The organism is Streptomyces sp. NPDC002133 (assembly GCF_040296405.1).
Classification (GTDB): domain Bacteria; phylum Actinomycetota; class Actinomycetes; order Streptomycetales; family Streptomycetaceae; genus Streptomyces.
This window is the reverse complement of the sequence record NZ_JBEOXF010000002.1, coordinates 1-19948: the sequence shown is the minus strand read 5'-3', so window position 1 is coordinate 19948 and position 19948 is coordinate 1. Positions and strand designations below refer to the sequence as shown.

At 72.0% G+C, this 19948-nt stretch carries 14 protein-coding genes; 10 read left to right on the top strand and 4 right to left on the bottom strand.

Going from position 1 to position 19948, the window contains the following annotated elements; all coding sequences use genetic code 11:
* Positions 1 to 18: 18 nt before the first annotated feature.
* Both ABT078_RS02450 and lon read right to left on the bottom strand, forming a co-directional pair.
* Positions 19 to 513: a MarR family winged helix-turn-helix transcriptional regulator gene (locus tag ABT078_RS02450; protein ID WP_351222977.1), complete on the bottom strand. Its 495-nt coding sequence runs from the start codon at positions 511 to 513 to the stop codon at positions 19 to 21.
* Between the two features lie 624 nt (positions 514 to 1137).
* Positions 1138 to 3552: an endopeptidase La gene (lon, locus tag ABT078_RS02445; protein WP_351222975.1), complete on the bottom strand. Its 2415-nt coding sequence runs from the start codon at positions 3550 to 3552 to the stop codon at positions 1138 to 1140.
* A 131-nt stretch (positions 3553 to 3683) separates the two neighbouring features.
* On the opposite strand from lon, the gene ABT078_RS02440 reads away from it, so the two are divergent.
* From ABT078_RS02440 to ABT078_RS02395, 10 genes are all read left to right on the top strand, one after another.
* Positions 3684 to 4340, top strand: coding sequence for a GNAT family N-acetyltransferase (locus ABT078_RS02440; RefSeq protein ID WP_351222973.1), 657 nt, complete (start codon positions 3684 to 3686; stop codon positions 4338 to 4340).
* A gap of 250 nt (positions 4341 to 4590) precedes the next feature.
* On the top strand, positions 4591 to 5187 hold the full coding sequence (locus ABT078_RS02435) for an RNA polymerase sigma factor (RefSeq protein ID WP_351222971.1): 597 nt from the start codon (positions 4591 to 4593) through the stop codon (positions 5185 to 5187).
* Positions 5184 to 6458, top strand: coding sequence for a zf-HC2 domain-containing protein (locus ABT078_RS02430; RefSeq protein ID WP_351222969.1), 1275 nt, complete (start codon positions 5184 to 5186; stop codon positions 6456 to 6458). The genes ABT078_RS02435 and ABT078_RS02430 overlap by 4 nt, the downstream gene beginning before the upstream one ends.
* Positions 6455 to 7216 (top strand): ABC transporter ATP-binding protein, encoded by a 762-nt coding sequence (locus ABT078_RS02425; RefSeq protein ID WP_351222967.1) that lies wholly within the window; start codon positions 6455 to 6457, stop codon positions 7214 to 7216. Before ABT078_RS02430 ends, ABT078_RS02425 begins: the two co-directional genes overlap by 4 nt.
* Complete coding sequence (locus tag ABT078_RS02420) at positions 7213 to 8541, top strand: hypothetical protein (RefSeq protein WP_351222965.1); 1329 nt, start codon at positions 7213 to 7215, stop codon at positions 8539 to 8541. The genes ABT078_RS02425 and ABT078_RS02420 overlap by 4 nt, the downstream gene beginning before the upstream one ends.
* A complete protein-coding gene (locus ABT078_RS02415) occupies positions 8538 to 9140 on the top strand; it encodes a hypothetical protein (protein WP_351222963.1) in 603 nt (200 codons plus the stop codon). The genes ABT078_RS02420 and ABT078_RS02415 overlap by 4 nt, the downstream gene beginning before the upstream one ends.
* Positions 9141 to 9179: 39 nt before the next feature.
* Positions 9180 to 9905, top strand: coding sequence for a spermidine synthase family protein (locus ABT078_RS02410; protein ID WP_351222961.1), 726 nt, complete (start codon positions 9180 to 9182; stop codon positions 9903 to 9905).
* Positions 9906 to 9989: 84 nt separating this feature from the next.
* The gene (locus tag ABT078_RS02405) at positions 9990 to 10733 is read left to right on the top strand and encodes a response regulator transcription factor (RefSeq protein ID WP_351222959.1); all 744 of its coding nucleotides are present in this window, start codon (positions 9990 to 9992) and stop codon (positions 10731 to 10733) included.
* Positions 10730 to 11821 carry a HAMP domain-containing sensor histidine kinase gene (locus ABT078_RS02400; RefSeq protein WP_351222957.1) on the top strand — a complete coding sequence of 364 codons (1092 nt, stop codon included), beginning with the start codon at positions 10730 to 10732 and terminating at the stop codon, positions 11819 to 11821. The genes ABT078_RS02405 and ABT078_RS02400 overlap by 4 nt, the downstream gene beginning before the upstream one ends.
* A 258-nt stretch (positions 11822 to 12079) precedes the next feature.
* On the top strand, positions 12080 to 15913 hold the full coding sequence (locus ABT078_RS02395; protein WP_351222955.1) for a multifunctional oxoglutarate decarboxylase/oxoglutarate dehydrogenase thiamine pyrophosphate-binding subunit/dihydrolipoyllysine-residue succinyltransferase subunit: 3834 nt from the start codon (positions 12080 to 12082) through the stop codon (positions 15911 to 15913).
* Between the two features lie 158 nt (positions 15914 to 16071).
* Here the strand turns inward: ABT078_RS02395 and fxsT are convergent, their stop codons facing one another.
* Both fxsT and ABT078_RS02385 read right to left on the bottom strand, forming a co-directional pair.
* Positions 16072 to 19068, bottom strand: a complete 2997-nt coding sequence (gene fxsT, locus ABT078_RS02390; RefSeq protein ID WP_351222953.1) for an FxSxx-COOH system tetratricopeptide repeat protein — start codon at positions 19066 to 19068, stop codon at positions 16072 to 16074.
* Positions 19069 to 19147: 79 nt separating this feature from the next.
* The coding region (locus tag ABT078_RS02385; protein ID WP_351222951.1) for an aKG-HExxH-type peptide beta-hydroxylase at positions 19148 to 19948 on the bottom strand (801 nt) is incomplete at its 5' end.

The window sequence follows — 19948 nt, the reverse complement described above, 5'->3', positions numbered from 1 at the left end:
CCAGGGGCCCGAAAGGTCCTACGGGCCCTCCGCCCGCATGTTGAGCTGGTGGAGCAGCCGGGCGAGTTCGGCGACCTCACCACGGTCCCAGTCGGCGAGCTTCCGTACGTACCGCTCGCGCCGTGCGTTCCGTACACGGCGGAAGCGGGCGAGCCCTTCGTCGGTGAGCCGGACGAGCGAGGCGCGCCCGTCGGCCGGGTCGGGCTCGCGGGCCACGAGGCCGAGCTCCTCCAGCGCGCGGAGCTGCCGGCTCATGGTCGCCTTGCCGACGCCGAAGAAGGCCGCGAGGTCGGTGGCGCGCTGCCGGCCGGACTCCTCCAGGCGTACGAACAGTCCGTAGGCCGCGGGCTCCAGTTCCGGGTGGACCTCACGAGCCATCTCGCCGGAGTTCGCACGGGCGCGGCGCAGAAAGACGGCCAGCTCACGCTCCAGGGCGAGGTACTCCTGGAATTCGTGGTCCACACCACTCCCTCCCGTGGGCTCCTCTTCACTCCCCGTACCGCTTACGTGCACGTCAGCACCCTTCGTGCGCTTTCCCGACGATGAAAGTGTCTTTCGGCGGCGGCCGTTGCCGCAGCTCGTCCAGTATTTCGCAGGCGTAGACCAACGGCAGGGACCGGCCCCTCTTCCGCCGACGGATCTCCGCGCGGCGAAGCCCCACCCCGCCCCTTCCCGAACTGGGGCTCCGCCCCAGCCCCGGTTGCGAGGGCTCCGCCCCGAACCCCCAGGGCAGGGCGCAGTCCCTCCTACGCCCTGCGGGCGCCGGGGACGCCTCAGCGCGGGGTCGAGTCCTGGACGCCCTGGCGGGCGCGAGGGCTGGGCGCTCCACCGGAGCCCGTCCGGCGCTTGGGGACGGACACACCGGCCCACCGCGCGGTACCGGGCGCGCCCACCGGAGCCCGTCCGGCGCTTGGGGACGGACACACCGGCCCACCGCGCGGTACCGGGCGCGCCCAGCGAGCCCGTCCGGCGCTTGAGGGCGGACACACCGGCCCACCGCGCGGTACCGGGCGCGCCCAGCGAGCCCGTCCGGCGCTTGAGGGCGGACACACCGGTCGCCCTGCCGGGCACGGGAAACCCCCGCGTCCCCCGCCCGCAGGGGCACAGGGGACGCGGGGGCAGGAGCCTCCGGAAGGGCTAGGCCGCCGCCGGGACCGGGACCTCGGCCGGGGAGAGGGCGATCTCCAGGACCTGGCGGACGTCCGTCACCGGGTGGACGTCCAGCTTCTCCAGGACCTCCGCCGGGACGTCGTCCAGGTCCGCCTCGTTCCGCTTGGGGATCACGACGGTCGTCGTCCCGGCCCGGTGCGCGGCCAGAAGCTTCTGCTTCAGGCCGCCGATCGGCAGCACCCGCCCGGTCAGCGACACCTCTCCGGTCATCGCCACATCCGTGCGGACCTGCCGCCCGGACAGCAGCGACGCCAGCGCCGTCGTCATCGTGATGCCCGCGCTCGGGCCGTCCTTCGGCACCGCGCCCGCCGGGAAGTGGATGTGCACACCCCGGTCCTTGAGGTCGGCGACCGGCAGCTCCAGCTCCGCACCGTGTGAGCGGAGGAAGCTCAGCGCGATCTGCGCGGACTCCTTCATGACGTCACCCAGCTGACCGGTCAGGGTCAGCCCGGCCGCGCCCGTCTCCGGGTCGGCCAGCGACGCCTCGACGTACAGGACGTCGCCGCCCGCGCCGGTCACCGCGAGCCCGGTAGCCACACCGGGCACGGCCGTCCGACGCTCGGCCGGGTCCTGGGCGGACTCGGGCACGTGGTGCGGCCGGCCGATCAGCGCGCGCAGATCGCCCGCACCGACGGCAATCGGCAGCTCGCGGTCGCCCAGTTCGTGCTGGGCGGCCACCTTCCGCAGCAGCCTCGCGACCGCCCGCTCCAGGTTCCGTACGCCCGCCTCACGGGTGTACTCGCCCGCCAGCATGCGCAGCGCGGACTCCTCGATGGTGACCTCGCCGTCGGCCAGCCCCGCCCGCTCCAGCTGGCGCGGGAGCAGGTGGTCGCGGGCGATGACGACCTTCTCGTCCTCGGTGTAGCCGTCGAGCCTGACCAGCTCCATCCGGTCCAGCAGGGCCTCCGGGATGGCCTCCAGGACGTTCGCCGTGGCCAGGAAGACCACGTCGGACAGGTCGAGCTCGACCTCCAGGTAGTGGTCGCGGAACGTGTGGTTCTGCGCCGGGTCGAGGACCTCCAGCAGCGCCGCCGCCGGGTCGCCGCGGAAGTCGGAGCCGACCTTGTCGATCTCGTCGAGCAGGACCACCGGGTTCATCGACCCGGCCTCCTTGATGGCGCGGACGACACGACCGGGCAGCGCGCCGACGTACGTACGCCGGTGGCCGCGGATCTCCGCCTCGTCCCGTACGCCGCCGAGCGCGACGCGGACGAACTTCCGCCCCATCGCGTGCGCGACGGACTCGCCGAGCGAGGTCTTGCCCACGCCGGGCGGGCCGACGAGCGCGAGAACCGCACCCCCGCGCCGCCCGCCGACCACGCCCAGCCCCCGGTCGGCACGCCGCTTGCGCACCGCCAGGTACTCGGTGATCCGTTCCTTCACGTCGTCCAGGCCCGCGTGCTCGGCGTCCAGGATCGCCTTCGCACCCTGGATGTCGTACCCGTCCTCCGTGCGCTCGTTCCACGGCAGTTCGAGGACGGTGTCGAGCCAGGTGCGGATCCAGGAGCCCTCCGGGCTCTGGTCGCTGGACCGCTCCAGCTTCTCGACCTCCTTGAGTGCCGCCTCGCGGACCTTCTCCGGGAGGTCGGCGGCCTCGACCCGGGCACGGTAGTCGTCGGACTCGTCGCCCTCGGACTCACCGTTGAGCTCGCGCAGCTCCTTGCGCACGGCCTCGAGCTGGCGGCGCAGCAGGAACTCGCGCTGCTGCTTGTCGACGCCCTCCTGGACGTCCTTGGCGATGGACTCGGCGACGTCCTGCTCCGCGAGGTGCTCGCGGAGCCGTTCGGTGGCGAGCTTGAGCCGGGCGACCGGGTCGCCGGTCTCCAGCAGCTCCACCTTCTGGGCGGTGGTCAGGAACGGCGAGTAGCCGGAGTTGTCGGCGAGGGCCGAGACGTCGTCGATCTGCTGGACGCGGTCGACGATCTGCCAGGCACCGCGCTTCTTCAGCCAGTTGGTGGCGAGCGCCTTGTACTCCTTGACGAGCTCGGTGACGTGCCCGGGCAGCGGGTCCGGCACGGTCTCGTCGACGCCGGTGCCCTCCACCCAGAGGGCGGCGCCCGGTCCGGTCGTACCCGCGCCGATGCGCACCCGGCTGCGGCCGCGGATCAGGGCACCCGGGTCGCCGTCCGAGAGCCGGCCGACCTGCTCGACGGTGCCGAGCACGCCGGTCGCGGCGTACGTCCCGTCGATGCGCGGCACGAGCAGCACCCTGGGCTTGCCCGGCTGTGACCGAGCGGCGGCCTGGGCGGCCTCCACCGCGGCCCGTACGTCGGCGTCGGACAGGTCGAGCGGTACCACCATCCCGGGCAGCACGACCTCGTCGTCGAGTGGCAGCACGGGCAGGGTGAGGGCGTCGTTGTACGACGAGGACTCAGCAGCCATGATCTCCCCTTCGGCAGTCAAGTTGAGCTATGCCGACTCAATGCAGAAGGGCGACGAGATGTTCCCCGAGCGGTGTTCGCTGTGAGCGATCACGCGTACCGGATCCCGTGACCAGCCGATGTAATAAGCGTATGACAGATTCATCCCTTACGAACACGGTACGCGCCTGGGTGGACGGCTGGGTCGTGTCGCGAGGTGCGGCGGAGCCCGTCGCCGAGCCCTGGGGCTTCACGATCGACGTCGGTCTGCCCCTGCACACCACCCACCACGTGCTGACCGACGGCGGTGGGTCGGCGGTCCGCAAGGTCGCCGGGGCGGCCCGGACGCCCGGCCGCTGGCTCAAGGTCTTCGAGGATCCGGAGAAGGTCCTGGACCTGCTCGGGCCCGACTGGACCCCCGACGAGCCCGGGTTCCTGATGACGGCGGAGCTGCGCCACGAGGAGCCCGGCGCCGTACCGGCAGGGCACCGGCTGCGGACGTGGACGCACGGGGGTGTGACGAAGGCCCTGGTCACGAGGGACGACGGGGCCTTCGCCGCCCGCGGGCAGATCGCGCGGGGCGGACCGGCGCGACCCGCGGTCGTCGATCAGATCGAGACCGCCCCGGAGCACCGGCGCAAGGGCCTCGGCAGCCTGGTGATGCGTACGCTCCAGAACGCCGCGGTCGAGGAAGGCGCCACGACCGGCGTGCTGGGCGGGACGCCCGACGGACGGGCGCTGTACGAGGCGCTGGGGTGGCGGGTGATCGCGCCGCTGGTCAGCGTGTACTACGACCCCAAGGCACCCTGACGCGCCCGAGGAGGTCCGCCGGCGCGGGACGCCGCCCAGCAGGCCGGAACCGGCCGTCCCGTCGTCCGGCGCATCCGGCCCACTCAACTCGTCCGACTCGAGCGGCTGCAGCGCGTGAGGCTCCTTCGATCGACGCCCCGACCCCGCCCGGCCCACGCGATCGTCGTTCGCTCCGTCTATGGTCTGCGCCACACCGGGCAGCCGCGCACGCCCGTGAACCGATCGCACTCCCCCGTGCGATAGAGAGGTCGTGAGACTGTTGCGCCCCACGGGGGCAGACCGGGACGACGACGCGGCGCTGCTGCGGGCCGTCGCACACGGGGACTCGGAAGCGCTCGCCACGCTGTACGACCGGCACGCGGGCTGGCTGCACGCCCGGCTGACGCGTCGGTGCGCGGATCCCGAGACCGTACGGGAAGTCCTGCAGGACACCTTCGTGACCGCTTGGCGGTCCGCGGGATCGCACCGCGGCGGCGAGGCGGGCGGCTGGCTCTGGGTGATCGCGGCCCGCAGGCTGGTCGACGCCCGGCGCCGCGCAGGTGGACGGGCCGACGAACCCGCCCCGGTCGAGCAGTTGCCCGTCGCGGCCGTGCCGTCGGCGGAGGACCGGGTGCTGGCGGGGCTGGAGTACGGCGACGTGGGCGCGGCGCTCGACCGCATCTCGCCCGAGCTGCGGGACGTCCTGCGCGCCACGGTCATCGACGGGCTGACGACCCGTGAGGCCGCGCGGCTGCTCGGCATACCCGAGGGAACCGTCAAGACCCGCGCCCGGCGCGCCCGTCGCGAGCTGCGGGCCACGCTCGTCCGCCCGGCGCCCGGCACCGACCCGTTGGGAGGCACCGCATGACCGCGCCCGACCGTGCCCGCGACTGGCACGTGAACGACGCCCTGGCCGCCCGGTACGCCACGGGTGCGCTCCCCGAACCGGACGCCTGGTCCGTGGAGAAGCACGTCGAGTCCTGCGGCAGCTGCGCCGGACGCGTCTCTGCCGCGGTTCGCGCGACGCCGGCGGCCGCGCTGCTGGACTCGGTCCGCACGGCGGTCCTGGCACAGGCGGCCACTGCTGAGGCAGACGCACTCGATCACCGTGGTCAGGCCGGACAGCACGAGACGGCGGCGGCGGCCGACGGCACGATTCTGCCTGTGGGCGAGAAGCCCGAGAAGCCGAGAGGGCCCCTGAGGCCCACAGGGCCTGCCAGGCCCGCGAGGACCGGGGCACCGGGTACCGACGGTGACGCGGCGCGCCGACGGACATGGGCAGCGGCCCTTGCCGCGCGTCGCATACGCGACCTGCCGGTTCTCCCTGCGCGCGGGCGGCGTGGCTCTTCCGCCCCGTCGGCGGCGCACCACGGCACAGAGTCCCGGCCGCGCGAGGCCCGACGGCGCACTCGGCTCGCCGCGATGCCGGACGCCCCCGGCACCGGCACCAGCACAGCGACGGGGCTGCGGCGTGCGGTCCGGAGTGCCCGGGCGGTCGCGCGCAGGATGTGGGCCGCCGGGCCCGCGCTGCACGAGGCGTGGCTGGTGGCGCTCGGGCTGGTGGTCGTGGCGGCCGTGGGGCTCGGGTACGGGGCCGGGTTCGCCGGGACGCGGCCGTTGCTCGCCGCCGTGGCGCCCGTGGTGCCCCTCGCCGGGGTGGCGCTGTCGTACGGGCGGCGCGCGGACCCGCTCCACGAGATCGCCGCGTCCACACCGTCGGGCGGGCTTCGGCTGCTGCTGGCACGGACCGCCACGGTGCTGACCGTGAGCGTGCCGCTGCTGACCGTCGCGGGGGCCGTGCTGCCGGGCCGGGCCGGGATGCCGGGCGCCGCCGCCTGGCTGCTGCCCGGGCTCGCGCTCACCCTGGCGGCACTCGCGCTCGGCTCGTACGTGGGCTGCCGCGCGGCCGCCGCGCTGGTCGCCGTGGGATGGCTGTCCGCGGCCGTCGGCCCGGCGCTCGTCACCGGCCGGCTGCTCGCCGCACCGGCCGCCGAACTCACCGCCCGCGTCGGCCCGTACGTCTCCGGGGCCGCGGTCCAGTCCGCCTGGGCCGTGGCTGCCGCGGTGTGCGCCGGGCTGCTCGCCCTGCGCCGCCGGGCGTTCGACTATCCGTCCTTCGGACACTGGGGGAACCTGTGAACACGATCAGCGTCGGCGAGCTCACGGTCCGGCACCGCCGAACCGTAGCGCTCGACACAGTGAGCCTCGCCTTCGGCACCGGCGTGCACGGGCTCCTCGGCCCGAACGGCGCCGGCAAGACCTCGCTCATCCGGGTCCTGGCGACCGTCGCCGCACCGGCCGCCGGGCGGGTGGAACTGCTCGGCCGCGACGCCGCCGCGCAGCGTGACCGTGTGGAGGTCCGGCGCCGGCTGGGATATCTGCCGCAGGAGTTCGGCTACTACCCGGGCTTCACGGTCCGGGAGTTCGTCGAGTACGTGGCGTGGCTCAAGGAGATGGACCCCGTGCGGGTCGCGGCCGCGGTGGAGCGCGCGGTCGGGCGAGTGGGCCTCGCTGACCGGATCGACGCCAAGGTGAAGTCGCTGTCGGGCGGCATGGTGCGACGCGTCGGCATCGCCCAGGCGATCGTCAACGAACCCGAGTTGCTGCTGCTCGACGAGCCGACCGCCGGTCTCGATCCGGAGCAGCGCGTCGAGTTCCGGGCACTGCTCCGCGACGTGGGCACCACCTCCACCGTGATCGTCTCCACCCACCTCGTCGAGGACGTCGCCGCCGCCTGCTCCGAGGTGACCCTCCTCGACGCGGGTCGGGTGGCCTACCGCGGGACGACCGCCGAACTCACCGCGCTGGGCAGGGACTCCGCGGACGATGCGGCCAACGCCATCGAGCGGGGCTACACGGCGGCACTGCGGGCCCACAGGTCGGGAGCCCTCCGATGACCGCGGTCGTGACCTCCGACGCCCCCGCCCCGGAAGGCGCGCTCGCGCAGCGCCCGCGCCTCCCCCGCCCCCTCCTCACCGAGCTGCGACGCGGAGTCGGCCCCTGGACCGGCGCGGCCACGACCGCCGTCGTCGCGTTCGCCATGTACTCCAAGGCCGGCTACCTGGGCGGCTGGCAGAACCACTGGACCGACGCGACCGATCTGCTCCGCATCACCGCCGCGCTGCTCTGCGGGCCGCTCGCCGTCGCCGCGGGCTGCTGGCACGGCGGACGGGAACGCCGTCGCCGCACCACCGCCTGGCTCGGCTCGCTGCCCCGCGGTCCGCTGAGCCGGACCCTGGTCGCCGCCGCCCCCGCAGCCCTCTGGCCCGCCGCCGGGTATCTCGCCGCCGCCACCGGCTGTCTGCTCGCGACCTGGCCGTACGCCGGCGGCGACAGTCCGCATCTGGCACTGGTCGCCGCAGACGCCGTGACCCTCGCCTCCCTCGGCACGCTCGGCTTCGTCGTCGGCCGGCTCGTCGCCTGGCGCTTCACCGCGCCGCTGCTCGCCGTGCTCACATACGTCGGACTCGGCTATCCCTCCTACAGCGAGGCGGACGCCCGCTGGCTCGATCCAGCAATCCAGCACAACTACGCCTGGGACCGGCCCGCCTGGTGGTTCGGGGCCGCGAGCATCGTCTGGGCCGGTGGCCTCGCCGCGGCCGCGCTGCTGGCGTACGCGGCCCGGCGCCGTACCACCGCGCTCGTACCGCTCACCGCCGCCTGCGCCGCCGCCGTGCTCATCGCGCAGACCGGCGACGGTCTGTGGCGCCCCGATCCCGAAGCAACGCGTCGCGTCTGCGACGACGGCACCCCGCAGGTGTGCCTGCCGTACGCGGAGCGGCACTTGCTGCCCGAGGCGTCGGCCGCGCTGGCCGGCCTCAACGCGCGGCTGCGCGGCATCCCGGGCGCCCCCACCCGATGGGTGGTCGGTCCCGGCGGGCGGGCAGCCGGAGACCTCGAGCTCCCGAACCCGTCGTTCGAGGCGATACGCGGCAAGCTGACCAGCCCTGACGCCTACGCCGCCAACGGGGTGAGCGCGCTGTTGTCCGAGACGTGTGCCCAGAACGACTACGACGCGCCGGACTGGGAACGAGCCTCCGCGGTCAACAGCGCCGTGTTCGCGTGGCTGTCCCCCGCCGAAGGCCAGGGCCCGTACATCGGCCCCGCAGAGCAGGGACACTTGACCAGGCTCGAAGCCAAGTCCCCGGCCGAGGCGCGTACGTATCTCACGCGCTACCTCGCCGCGGACCCCTGCACGGCGGCGGAGGTGCCGCTCCCGTGAACCTCCCTGTGCTGTACGCCCGTTCCCGCGCTCTGCCCGTCACTCTCGCCGCCCTCGCCGCGACCGCGCTCGTCGCCGCCTGGTGCGCCTGGCGCCTCCAGGCCGCCGAGGGGTACGACCACACCGCGCGCGTGCCCGTCGTCGTGCTCGCCCCGCTGCTGGCCGCCTCGGCCGTCGGCACCGGACTGTTCACGCACGCCGACGAACTGGACCGCACGGCCGTGCGCCCCTGGTGGGCGCGCCGGGTCGGTCTGGTCGTGGGACCGACCGTGCTCGCGGGGCTGCTGCTCGCGCTCTCCGTGCCCGGGCATCCGGATCAGTTCGGCGCCCCGGCGATGGTGCGCAATCTGCTCGGCGCGGCCGGGGTGACGGCGGCCGCGGCCGTCCTGCTCGGCGCACGGCTCAGCTGGCTGCCCATGACGGCGTACCTGAGCACGGTGTACGTGTCCGCGCCGCAGGTTCCGGGCGGCGCGGCGGCCGTGTGGGCGTGGCCGATGCAGCCCGGTCCGCAGGGCGCCGCCTGGGCCGTGGCGCTGACCACGTACGCCGCCGGGGTCGCGCTGTACGCGTGGCGCGGGGCCCGTCCGGAGCGGCCATAGCGCCACGCCTCCCGGCGGGCTCTCGATACCCTGCAGTTCATGGTGCTGCCCAGCGATGTATCGGCTCCCCGCACGCTCGACCGGCGCGAAGGACCGTACGGCGAGGTCGTCCTGCGCGAGCGGGGCGGTCCCGACGGGCGGCCCGTGCACGAGATCATCGCCAACGGCTGTTTTCTGATGGACACCTCGGACGGCCGTTCGGAGCGGCTGCTGGTCGACGCCGCAGCGCGGGCCCTGGCCGACCGCCCGGATCCGCCCTCGGCCCCGGTCCCCGACCCGCCCGCCCTGCTCATCGGCGGCCTCGGGGTGGGAATCTCGCTGGCCCATGCCGCCGCCGACCCCGGCTGGGGCCGGATCGCCGTCGTCGAGCGCGAGCAGGCGGTCATCGACTGGCATCGCACAGGGCCGCTCCGCGCGATCTCCGCCGACGCGCTCGCCGACCCGCGGACCGTGATTCTTCCCACGGACCTCGTCGCGTACGTTCATAACACTTCCGAAACGTACGACGCGCTCTGCCTCGACATCGACAACGGCCCCGGCTGGACGGTCACCGAGGACAACGAATCCCTGTACTCGCCTGCCGGACTTGCCGCCTGCGCAAGGCGGTTGAGGCCCGGCGGAGTACTCGCCGTGTGGTCGGCCCGGCCCTCCGCCGATTTCGAGGAGTCATTGCGGAATGCCGGATTCAACGGGGTAAGGACCGAAGAGATCCACGTTGCCCGAGGCGTACCGGACGCGGTCCATCTCGCTGTTCGCCCTGCGTAGCCGGGAGCCGATCGATGCCTTTACGCTGACTGACCTGACACTCGGATCTACACGCAGCTCGCAGTGCGCGACAGGGGCGGGGCGATGGAGCAGACACACACCAGCAGCAATGGCGCGTCGTCCTACACGACGACAAGTGCCCAGCGCCGGGTGCTGGTGGTCGAGGACGACACCACCATCGTGGAGGCCATCGGGGCGCGACTGCGCGCGGAGGGCTTCCTGGTCCAGACGGCGACGGACGGCCCGGCAGCGGTCGACGCCGCCGAGGCCTGGCAGCCGGATCTGATGGTCCTCGACGTGATGCTGCCCGGCTTCGACGGCCTGGAGGTCTGCCGCCGGGTACAGGCGCAGCGTCCGGTGCCGGTCCTGATGCTCACGGCACGCGACGACGAGACCGACATGCTGGTCGGGCTCGGTGTCGGCGCCGACGACTACATGACCAAGCCGTTCTCGATGCGCGAGCTCGCCGCGCGCGTGCACGTCCTGCTGCGCCGGGTGGAGCGGGCGGCGCTGGCCGCCGTGACACCGCGCAGCGGGATTCTGCGGCTCGGCGAGCTGGAGATCGACCACGCGCAGCGCCGGGTCCGCGTCAAGAGCGAGGACGTGCATCTCACCCCGACCGAGTTCGACCTGCTGGTCTGCCTGGCGAACACCCCGCGTGCGGTCCTCTCCCGCGAGCAGCTGCTCGCGGAGGTCTGGGACTGGGCGGACGCGTCCGGCACGCGTACGGTCGACAGCCACATCAAGGCGCTGCGCCGCAAGATCGGCGCCGAGCGGATCCGTACCGTCCACGGCGTCGGCTACGCGCTGGAGAGCCCGGCGCCATGAGCCGGCTGAGCCGGCTCATGTCCGAGCTGGGGTCGGTCGAGATCTCGATCAAGACCAAGCTCGGCGCCCTGGTCGTGGTGTCGGTGCTGATCACCTCGGGTCTCGTGCTGGTCGCCTTCAGGACCGGGGCCGAGCTGCGCTACATCACCGTCTTCGCGATGATCACCACCCTGCTGATCACACAGTTCGTGGCTCATGGCCTGACCGCACCGCTGGACGAGATGAACACCGTCGCCAAGTCGATATCCCACGGTGACTACACGCGGCGCGTGAGCGGCGCCGACCGCCGCGACGAGCTCGGCGACCTCGCGAACACGATCAACCGCATGGCCGACGACCTAGAGTCCGTGGACCGGCACCGCAAGGAGCTGGTCGCCAATGTCTCCCACGAGCTGCGCACCCCCATCGCGGCCCTGCGCGCGGTGCTGGAGAACGTCGTGGACGGTGTCTCCGCCGCCGACCCGGAGACGATGCGCACGGCGCTGAAACAGACAGAGCGGCTCAGCCGGCTCGTCGAGACCCTGCTGGATCTGTCACGGCTCGACAACGGAGTGGTACCACTCAGGGCACGGCGTTTCGAGGTGTGGCCCTACCTGTCGGGCGTGCTGAAGGAGGCCAATCTGGCCGCCGCGCGGCGCGGGCTCTCCTCCGGCTCCGGCAGCCACACCCGCAAGGACGTCCATCTGCACCTCGACGTGTCCCCGCCGGAGCTGACGGCGCACGCGGACGCCGAGCGGCTGCACCAGGTGGTGGCCAATCTGATCGACAACGCAGTGAAGCACTCCCCGCCGCACGGCCGGGTCACAGTACGGGCCCGCCGCGGCACACAGGCGGAGTCGCTGGACCTGGAGGTCGTGGACGAGGGTCCCGGCATCCCGGAGTCGGAGCGGCACAAGGTCTTCGAGCGCTTCAACCGCGGCAGCGTCCCGTCCCCGCACGGCCCCGGCAGCGACGGGGGCACGGGTCTGGGCCTGGCGATCGCGCGCTGGGCGGTGGAGCTGCACGGTGGGCGCATCGGCGTGGCCGAATCGGCACGTGGGTGCCGGATACAGGTCACTCTTCCGGGAGTCCCTCAGCGGCGCGGTTGACGTAAGGTTCGAACCGGAGTCCCACATGTTGCATGTGGGCAGTCAGGGGTGCGGGCCACTGGGCCGTAGCCGCGGTGGTGCGTACCCATTTCAAACGGGAACCTCGCTTGTTTCCCGCCATTTCCTGCGCCGAAACCGACCGGCTGGTGTGACTTAGGCGACGATGGCCACGCCCGGCCTGCACCTCCCGGCCCTGGAGGCGTAGCCTTTATTTCCGCTGTCCATCACCTTGTGAAGCGGAAGAGGGCGGTTGCCGCCGTGTCGTCTCAGTCCCCCAGTAACTCGAGCACTTCGACCGACCCTGACGGGCAGGGGAAGAACCCCGCTGCCGCGTTCGGTCCCAATGAGTGGCTCGTCGACGAGATCTACCAGCAGTACCTCCAGGACCCGAATTCGGTCGACCGAGCCTGGTGGGACTTCTTCGCCGACTACAAGCCGGGCGGCGGTACGGCCGCCTCCGGCGCCGCTGCCGCGGGGGCAGCGGGGCCCACTCCGGCTGCCGCAAGCACGCCGACGCCGGGCTCCGCACAGGCTCCGGCGCCGGTGACCCCGACGGCTCCCGCGGCCGCCGCCCCGGCCCAGCCGGCGGCCCCGGCCGCTCCGGCCCCGGCCGCTCCGGCGCCCGCCGCGCCGGTCGCCAAGGCCCCGGCCCCGGCACCGGCCGCTCCGGCGAAGCCCGCCGCCAAGGCGGCCCAGCCGGCGAAGGCGGCCGAGGAGACCCCCGCGGGTCCCGAGATCGTGCCCCTCCGCGGCCCCTCCGCCGCCGTCGCGAAGAACATGAACGCCTCCCTGGAGCTGCCGACGGCCACGTCCGTCCGCGCCGTCCCGGTGAAGTTGCTCTTCGACAACCGGATCGTCATCAACAACCACCTCAAGCGCGCCCGGGGCGGGAAGATCTCCTTCACCCACCTCATCGGCTACGCGATGGTGCAGGCGATCAAGGCCATGCCGTCGATGAACAACTCCTTCGCGGAGAAGGACGGCAAGCCGGTCCTGGTCAAGCCCTCGCACATCAACCTCGGCCTCGCCATCGACCTGGTGAAGCCGAACGGTGAGCGCCAGCTCGTCGTCGCGGCCATCAAGAAGGCCGAGACGCTGAACTTCTTCGAGTTCTGGCAGGCCTACGAGGACATCGTCCGCCGCGCCCGCAACAACAAGCTGACGATGGACGACTTCACCGGCGTCACCGTCTCCCTCACCAACCCCGGCGGCCTCGGCACGGTCCACTCCGTGCCGCGTCTGATGCCGGGCCAGTCGGTGATCATGGGCGTCGGCTCGATGGACTACCCGGCCGAGTTCCAGGGCACCTCCCAGGACACCCTGAACAAGCTGGGCATCTCCAAGGTCATGACCCTGACCTCGACGTACGACCACCGGGTCATCCAGGGCGCCGCCTCCGGCGAGTTCCTGCGCGTCGTCGCCAACCTCCTCCTCGGCGAGGACGGCTTCTACGACGACGTCTTCGAGTCGCTGCGCATCCCCTACGAGCCGGTCCGCTGGCTCAAGGACATCGACGCCTCGCACGACGACGACGTCACCAAGGCCGCGCGCGTCTTCGAGCTGATCCACTCCTACCGGGTCCGCGGCCACGTCATGGCCGACACCGACCCGCTGGAGTACCGCCAGCGCAAGCACCCCGACCTGGACATCACCGAGCACGGGCTCACCCTGTGGGACCTGGAGCGCGAGTTCGCGGTCGGCGGCTTCGGCGGCAAGTCGATGATGAAGCTCCGCGACATCCTCGGCGTGCTCCGTGACTCGTACTGCCGCACCACCGGCATCGAGTTCATGCACATCCAGGACCCGAAGCAGCGCAAGTGGATCCAGGACCGCGTGGAGCGCCCGCACGCCAAGCCGGAGCGCGAGGAGCAGCTGCGGATCCTGCGCCGCCTCAATGCGGCCGAGGCCTTCGAGACCTTCCTGCAGACGAAGTACGTCGGCCAGAAGCGCTTCTCGCTGGAGGGCGGCGAGTCCGTCATCCCGCTGCTCGACGCGGTCATCGACGCCGCGGCCGAGTCCCGCCTGGACGAGGTCGTCGTCGGCATGGCCCACCGCGGCCGTCTCAACGTGCTCGCGAACATCGTCGGCAAGTCGTACGCGCAGATCTTCCGTGAGTTCGAGGGCAACCTCGACCCGAAGTCGATGCACGGCTCCGGCGACGTGAAGTACCACCTGGGCGCCGAGGGCACCTTCACCGGCCTGGACGGCGAGCAGATCAAGGTCTCGCTGGCCGCCAACCCCTCGCACCTGGAGGCGGTCGACCCGGTCCTCGAGGGCATCGTCCGCGCCAAGCAGGACATCATCAACAAGGGCGGCACGGACTTCACGGTCCTGCCCGTCGCGCTCCACGGCGACGCGGCCTTCGCCGGCCAGGGCGTCGTGGCCGAGACGCTCAACATGTCCCAGCTGCGCGGCTACCGCACCGGCGGCACGGTCCACATCGTCATCAACAACCAGGTCGGCTTCACCGCCTCCCCGGAGTCTTCGCGTTCGTCGATGTACGCGACCGACGTGGCCCGCATGATCGAGGCGCCGATCTTCCATGTGAACGGCGACGACCCGGAAGCCGTGGTCCGCGTGGCGCGCCTCGCCTTCGAGTTCCGCCAGACGTTCAACAAGGACGTCGTGATCGACCTCATCTGCTACCGCCGCCGTGGTCACAACGAGGGCGACAACCCGCAGTTCACCAACCCGCAGATGTACAACCTGATCGACAAGAAGCGCTCGGTGCGCAAGCTCTACACCGAGTCGCTCATCGGTCGTGGCGACATCACGCTGGAAGAGGCCGAGCAGGCGCTCCAGGACTTCCAGGGACAGCTGGAGAAGGTCTTCGCCGAGGTCCGCGAGGCCACGTCCCAGCCGGCTCCGGCCCATGTCCCGGACGCCCAGCCCGAGTTCCCGGTGGCCGTCAGCACCGCGGTCTCCCAGGAGATCGTGAAGCGGATCGCCGAGTCCCAGGTCAATGTCCCCGACAACGTCACCGTCCACCCGCGTCTGCTGCCGCAGCTGCAGCGCCGCGCGGCCTCCGTCGAGGACGGCACGATCGACTGGGGCATGGGCGAGACCCTGGCCATCGGCTCCCTGCTGATGGAGGGCACCACGGTCCGGCTCGCCGGCCAGGACACCCGCCGCGGCACCTTCGGCCAGCGCCACGGCGTCCTCGTCGACCAGGAGACCGGCGAGGACTACACCCCGCTGCTCTACCTGACCGAGGACCAGGCCCGCTTCAACGTCTACGACTCGCTGCTCAGCGAGTACGCGGCGATGGGCTTCGAGTACGGCTACTCGCTGGCCCGCCCGGACGCGCTGGTCATGTGGGAGGCCCAGTTCGGTGACTTCGTCAACGGCGCGCAGACCGTCGTCGACGAGTTCATCTCCTCGGCCGAGCAGAAGTGGGGCCAGACCTCCGGCGTCACGCTGCTCCTGCCGCACGGCTACGAGGGCCAGGGCCCGGACCACTCGTCCGCCCGCCCGGAGCGCTTCCTCCAGATCTGCGCGCAGAACAACATGACGGTCGCGATGCCGACCCTTCCGTCGAACTACTTCCACCTGCTGCGCTGGCAGGTCCACAACCCGCACCACAAGCCGCTCATCGTCTTCACCCCGAAGTCGATGCTGCGTCTGAAGGCCGCGGCGTCGAAGGCGGACGAGTTCCTCACCGGCGGCTTCCGCCCGGTGATCGGCGACGCGTCGGTCGACCCGGCCGCGGTCCGCAAGGTCGTCTTCTGCTCCGGCAAGGTCTACTACGACCTCGAAGCCGAGCGTCAGAAGCGGGGCGTCACGGACACCGCGATCATCCGGCTGGAGCGCCTGTACCCGCTGCCGGGTGCCGAACTCCAGGCGGAGATCGCCAAGTTCTCGAACGCCGAGAAGTACCTGTGGGCCCAGGAGGAGCCGGCGAACCAGGGTGCCTGGCCGTTCATCGCGCTCAACCTGATCGACCACCTCGACCTGGCCGTCGGCGCGGACATCCCGGGCGCCGAGCGTCTGCGCCGCATCTCGCGCCCGCACTCGTCGTCCCCGGCGGTGGGCTCGGCGAAGCGGCACCAGGCGGAGCAGCAGCAGCTGGTCAACGAGGTCTTCGACGCCTGACCGCAGCATCTGCTGCAAGCACGAACCGGAGGGCCCGGCCCCGCATGATGCGGGGCCGGGCCCTCCGGCGTCGCTCGACTCCGCGGCCCGGCGTCCGTGCGGTCCGGCGTACGGCGTGCGGCGTCCAGGTCAGGGCATCCGGGGCCGGTCGACCGAGGTCAGATCATCTGGGGCTCGAAGTCCCAGTAGGGGCGGTTCCTCGAGCGGGCGGAGACCGTGTGCACATGCTGGGCGCCGAGCGTCGCGGCGAGGTCGTCGAGCGCCTCGGTCTCGATCTTGTCCGCGCGCTGCCGGTCCCGCAGACCTCGCAGGTCCGCCGCGTGGGCGATCCGCGAGGAGAGGGTCAGCGGATGGGTCCTGCCCAGGACCTCGGTGGCCCGCGCGATCGTGGCCTCGGTCAGTTCGGCGGCGCCCTCCGGGTCGCCCACCAGGTTCCGGAGTGCGGAGGCGTTGATGGCACAGCCCAGGGTCCAGGGGTGCTGCTCACCGACGGCTTGCGTCATGTCGGCGAGGGCCTTCTCGACGATGGCGTGGGCCGTGTCGCGCTCTCCGACGTTGCGCAGGATCAGGGCGTGGTTTCCGCGCGTGCCCGCGGTGTACGGGTGGGTCTCGCCGAGCATGTCGGTGTAGCTGCCGAGGACACGTTCGCTTATGTCACGTGCCTGGTCGATGTCGCCGTGCTCGCGGGCGAAGCAGCACTGACTCGCGGCGAACATGACGGTGAGCGGATCGCTCTCACCGAGCACCCGCTCGCAGCGCTCCAGGACGCGGGTGAACAGCTCCTTGGCCTTGTCCCATTCGCCCATGCGGTACTGGCACAGGGCGAGGTTGTGCTCGGCCCGCAGGGTCTGCGGATTGTCCCTGCCCATGACGATCCGGTGCACACGGACGCTCTGCGCCTGCAGCGACTCCGCCTCGCCGTAGCGGCCCAGCAGGCGCAGGTCCGTCGCGTAGTTGATCTCCGAGTAGAGGGTCCAGGCGTGCCGTGCGAGCAGCAGCTGCCTGCGCGCCTCCAAGGTGCGGCGATTGAGTTCCAGCGCCTCGCTGTAGCGTCCCAGAAGCCGTAGCGAAGTACCGAGGTTGTTCTGCGCGTTGAGCGTGCGCGAGTCCTGCTCCCCGAGCAGCTCCCGGTACGCGTCCAGCACCCAGCCGGACAGCTCCGCCGCCTCGTCGTACTGCCCGAGCCCGCGCAGATCGGCGGCGAGACCGCCCGCCGCGCGCAGATGCTCCAGGTCCTGCGGTCCCCGCTCGACTCGCAGATGGTCGACGGCGGCGCGCTCGATGGCCTCGGTGCCCGCGTAGTCGCCGACGGCGCGCAGCACATTGGCGTAGTGGTAGCTGAGGTCCCAGACCCGGGAGTGGGTCTCGCCGAGGAGTTCCTTCCAGGCGGTCATGGCCCGTTCACCGAGCTTGATGCCCGCCCGGTACTCGCCGGAGAGATACATGTAGCGCAGGCAGTTGAGGACCAGCGTCTGGACTGCCGGCTCGGTGCTCTGCAGGACGTCCGCGAACTTGAGGTGCGGGGTGATCTCCGCGTACCTCGGCCAGAGCTGGGTGTCCGTGGGGCGGCCGGGGTCGGCGGCGGCGAGGGCGCGGCGGACGACGTCGGCGAATTCCTTCTGATGCCGTTCCGGGATGTCCTTGTGGACGATCTGGTGGACCATGCGGTGCAGATAGAGCGCCTCACCCGATGACGGAGCCTCGTCGGATCCCGCCTCGTGGGACTCCAGTCGCACCACCGAGTACTGCCGCAGCTGGCCGATCGCCCGGTTCCACAGCAGCGGGTCGTTCATCAGTCCGGTCAGCTGCTCGGGCAGCGCCCCCGACGGCATCTCCTTCAGCAGCCGTACGGGTACGGAGCCCGGGGCGAAGAAGGTGCACAGACGCAGCAGGTCGACGGACTCGGGGACGGTCTCGCGGAGCTTGTTCAGCAGTATCGACCATGCGGTCTGGAAGGCGAGCGGGAAGTCGGCCGAGACCTTCACGACGTCCTGGTCGATGCCGCCTTCGAGGAGCGCGATGTACTCGTCGACCGACATGTCCGAGTCGTTGAGCCAGCCCGCGGTCTGGTCGAGCAGCAGCGGCAGGTCCTCCAGCGCCTCCGCGAGCTGGTCGGCCTCGGCGTGGGTGAGGCGGGGCGCGCGGCGGCGGATGAAGGCGACCGACTCCACCCGGTCGTAGACCGGCACCTCCAGCATGTTGCTGTTGTGCTCGCTCCACTCCGGGTTGCGTGACGTGATCAGCACGTGCCCGGGGCCGGTCGGCACGAGATCCCAGATGTGCTCGGGCTCGTCGGCCCCGTCGAGGACGAGCAGCCAGCGGGAGTACGGCTCGCCGCGGCGCAGCGCGTCACGCGCGGCGCGCAGCCGCTCGCCGTACTCGGCGCCGGTGGACAGGCCCAGTGCGGGGGCCAGTTCGGCGAGCTTCTGCCGGTAGGTGACCCGCTTCTCGGCGGACACCCACCACACCACGTCGTACTCGGACCCGAAGCGGTACACGTACTCGGCGGCCAGTTGTGTCTTGCCCACTCCCGACATGCCGTGCAGGGTCACGACGCCCGCACCGGAGCCCGCCTCCTGGAGGGCGTGGTACGCGTCGTTGAGCAGGCTCTCGCGGCCGGTGAAACGCGTGTTGCGGCGCGGGACCCCGCCCCACACCTCGGGGGTGTCCGCGGGGTACCGCGGGCCGCGCCGGTCGTCCGCGGGGTCGGGCAGCGGCTCGGTGGGCAGGTCGAGCCGGGCCAGGAGCCGCCGTTCGGCCTCGTCGGCGCCGACGTTGGTGAGGTCGGCAGCTCCGAAGACGGCGGTGGCGGCGGGGATGCGGGAGGTGGTGATGTTGACGGCGGCGAACCGGTCGGGGTCGTCGGCCACCACCTCGCGAAGCGCCCTGTTCCACTCCTCGTGGCTGCGCGGGCCGAGCTGGAAGTACCACTCGCTGAGCACGACGAGGATGCGGCCGGGGGCGAGCATCAGATCCCGGAGGGTCTCCTCCAGAGGGGTCTCGACGGGCGGGTCCCAGCGCTGGAAGACGACGCGCGTCCCGCGGCGCTCGAGACGGTCGCCGATCCAGGCAGCCCAGGCCCGGTTGAACCCGGCGAAACTGATGGTGACGGTCCGCGTCCCGGTGGCTCCAACTTGCTTACGTACTCCGGGCATTGAACCGTCTCCCTGATTCGTCACAAGCCTTACGAACATACACCCGCACCCGGCCTCCGCAGCGCTGATGCGGTCCCGCTCACGTCCTTGGCGCCCCGTTCCGCTGGCACCAGATCACGCGCGCGGTACTGACATATGCCACTGCGCGCGCAAGGTGACCCGGAGGAGGCGGATGATCAGCCAGATGGTCGTAGAGCTCGATCATGCCGTTGACGAGAATCCGGCCTTCCCGCGTCAGCGCTCCGGAGCCGGCCAGTACGGGCAGCACCGCTCCGACCTGCTCGCGGCAGCGGGCGTGCTCTGCCCAGGCCATGTCGCGGTGCCGGGTGCTCCGGGCACCGAGCGCGAAGCGCTGCCAGTAGTCGGCCAGCGCGATGTGCGAGTACGCCCCTTGCAGCAGCCCGTCGAAGGGCCGGGGGTCGGACCGCCAGGGCGCGAAGTGCCGGGGTGTGGCGTCCTCGTGATGCAGCGGCACGAGCGTACCGAGCGCGGCCAGCTTGGTGTGCTGGAGTTCGTGGACCAGCGTCGACGCCATGAACGCCGGGGTCGACGGCTTGCTGCTGAGGACCGCGCCGAACGCCTCGCGCCGGGTGCCGCTGCAGTGCGCGGCGCCCTCGCCCGCGACCGTCGATCCGGGCGGCGGGACGAGCGGGACCACACAGCGCAGCAGGACCACGGCCTCGGTCGGCCGGTGCGCGCCGCCGAGCCGGAGCAGCGGCTCCACACCGGACCAGGACTGGGCCCAGTCCTTGCGCTCGCGCTCGTCGAGACAGGCGGCGGGCTTGAGCCCGTGCTGCTCCAGTCCCCCGCCCGCGGTGCGGTAGGGGTGGAGGTCGTCGAGGAGTACGGGCAGGGCGCCGGGCCCGACCGCGGGCAGGGT

Coding starts and splice junctions, on each gene's coding strand:
- lon (WP_351222975.1), bottom strand. CDS start 3,552: ATGGCTGCTGAGTCCTCGTCGTACAACGACGCCCTCACCCTGCCCGTG.
- ABT078_RS02440 (WP_351222973.1), top strand. CDS start 3,684: ATGACAGATTCATCCCTTACGAACACGGTACGCGCCTGGGTGGACGGC.
- ABT078_RS02430 (WP_351222969.1), top strand. CDS start 5,184: ATGACCGCGCCCGACCGTGCCCGCGACTGGCACGTGAACGACGCCCTG.
- ABT078_RS02420 (WP_351222965.1), top strand. CDS start 7,213: ATGACCGCGGTCGTGACCTCCGACGCCCCCGCCCCGGAAGGCGCGCTC.
- ABT078_RS02410 (WP_351222961.1), top strand. CDS start 9,180: ATGGTGCTGCCCAGCGATGTATCGGCTCCCCGCACGCTCGACCGGCGC.
- ABT078_RS02405 (WP_351222959.1), top strand. CDS start 9,990: ATGGAGCAGACACACACCAGCAGCAATGGCGCGTCGTCCTACACGACG.
- ABT078_RS02400 (WP_351222957.1), top strand. CDS start 10,730: ATGAGCCGGCTGAGCCGGCTCATGTCCGAGCTGGGGTCGGTCGAGATC.
- fxsT (WP_351222953.1), bottom strand. CDS start 19,068: ATGCCCGGAGTACGTAAGCAAGTTGGAGCCACCGGGACGCGGACCGTC.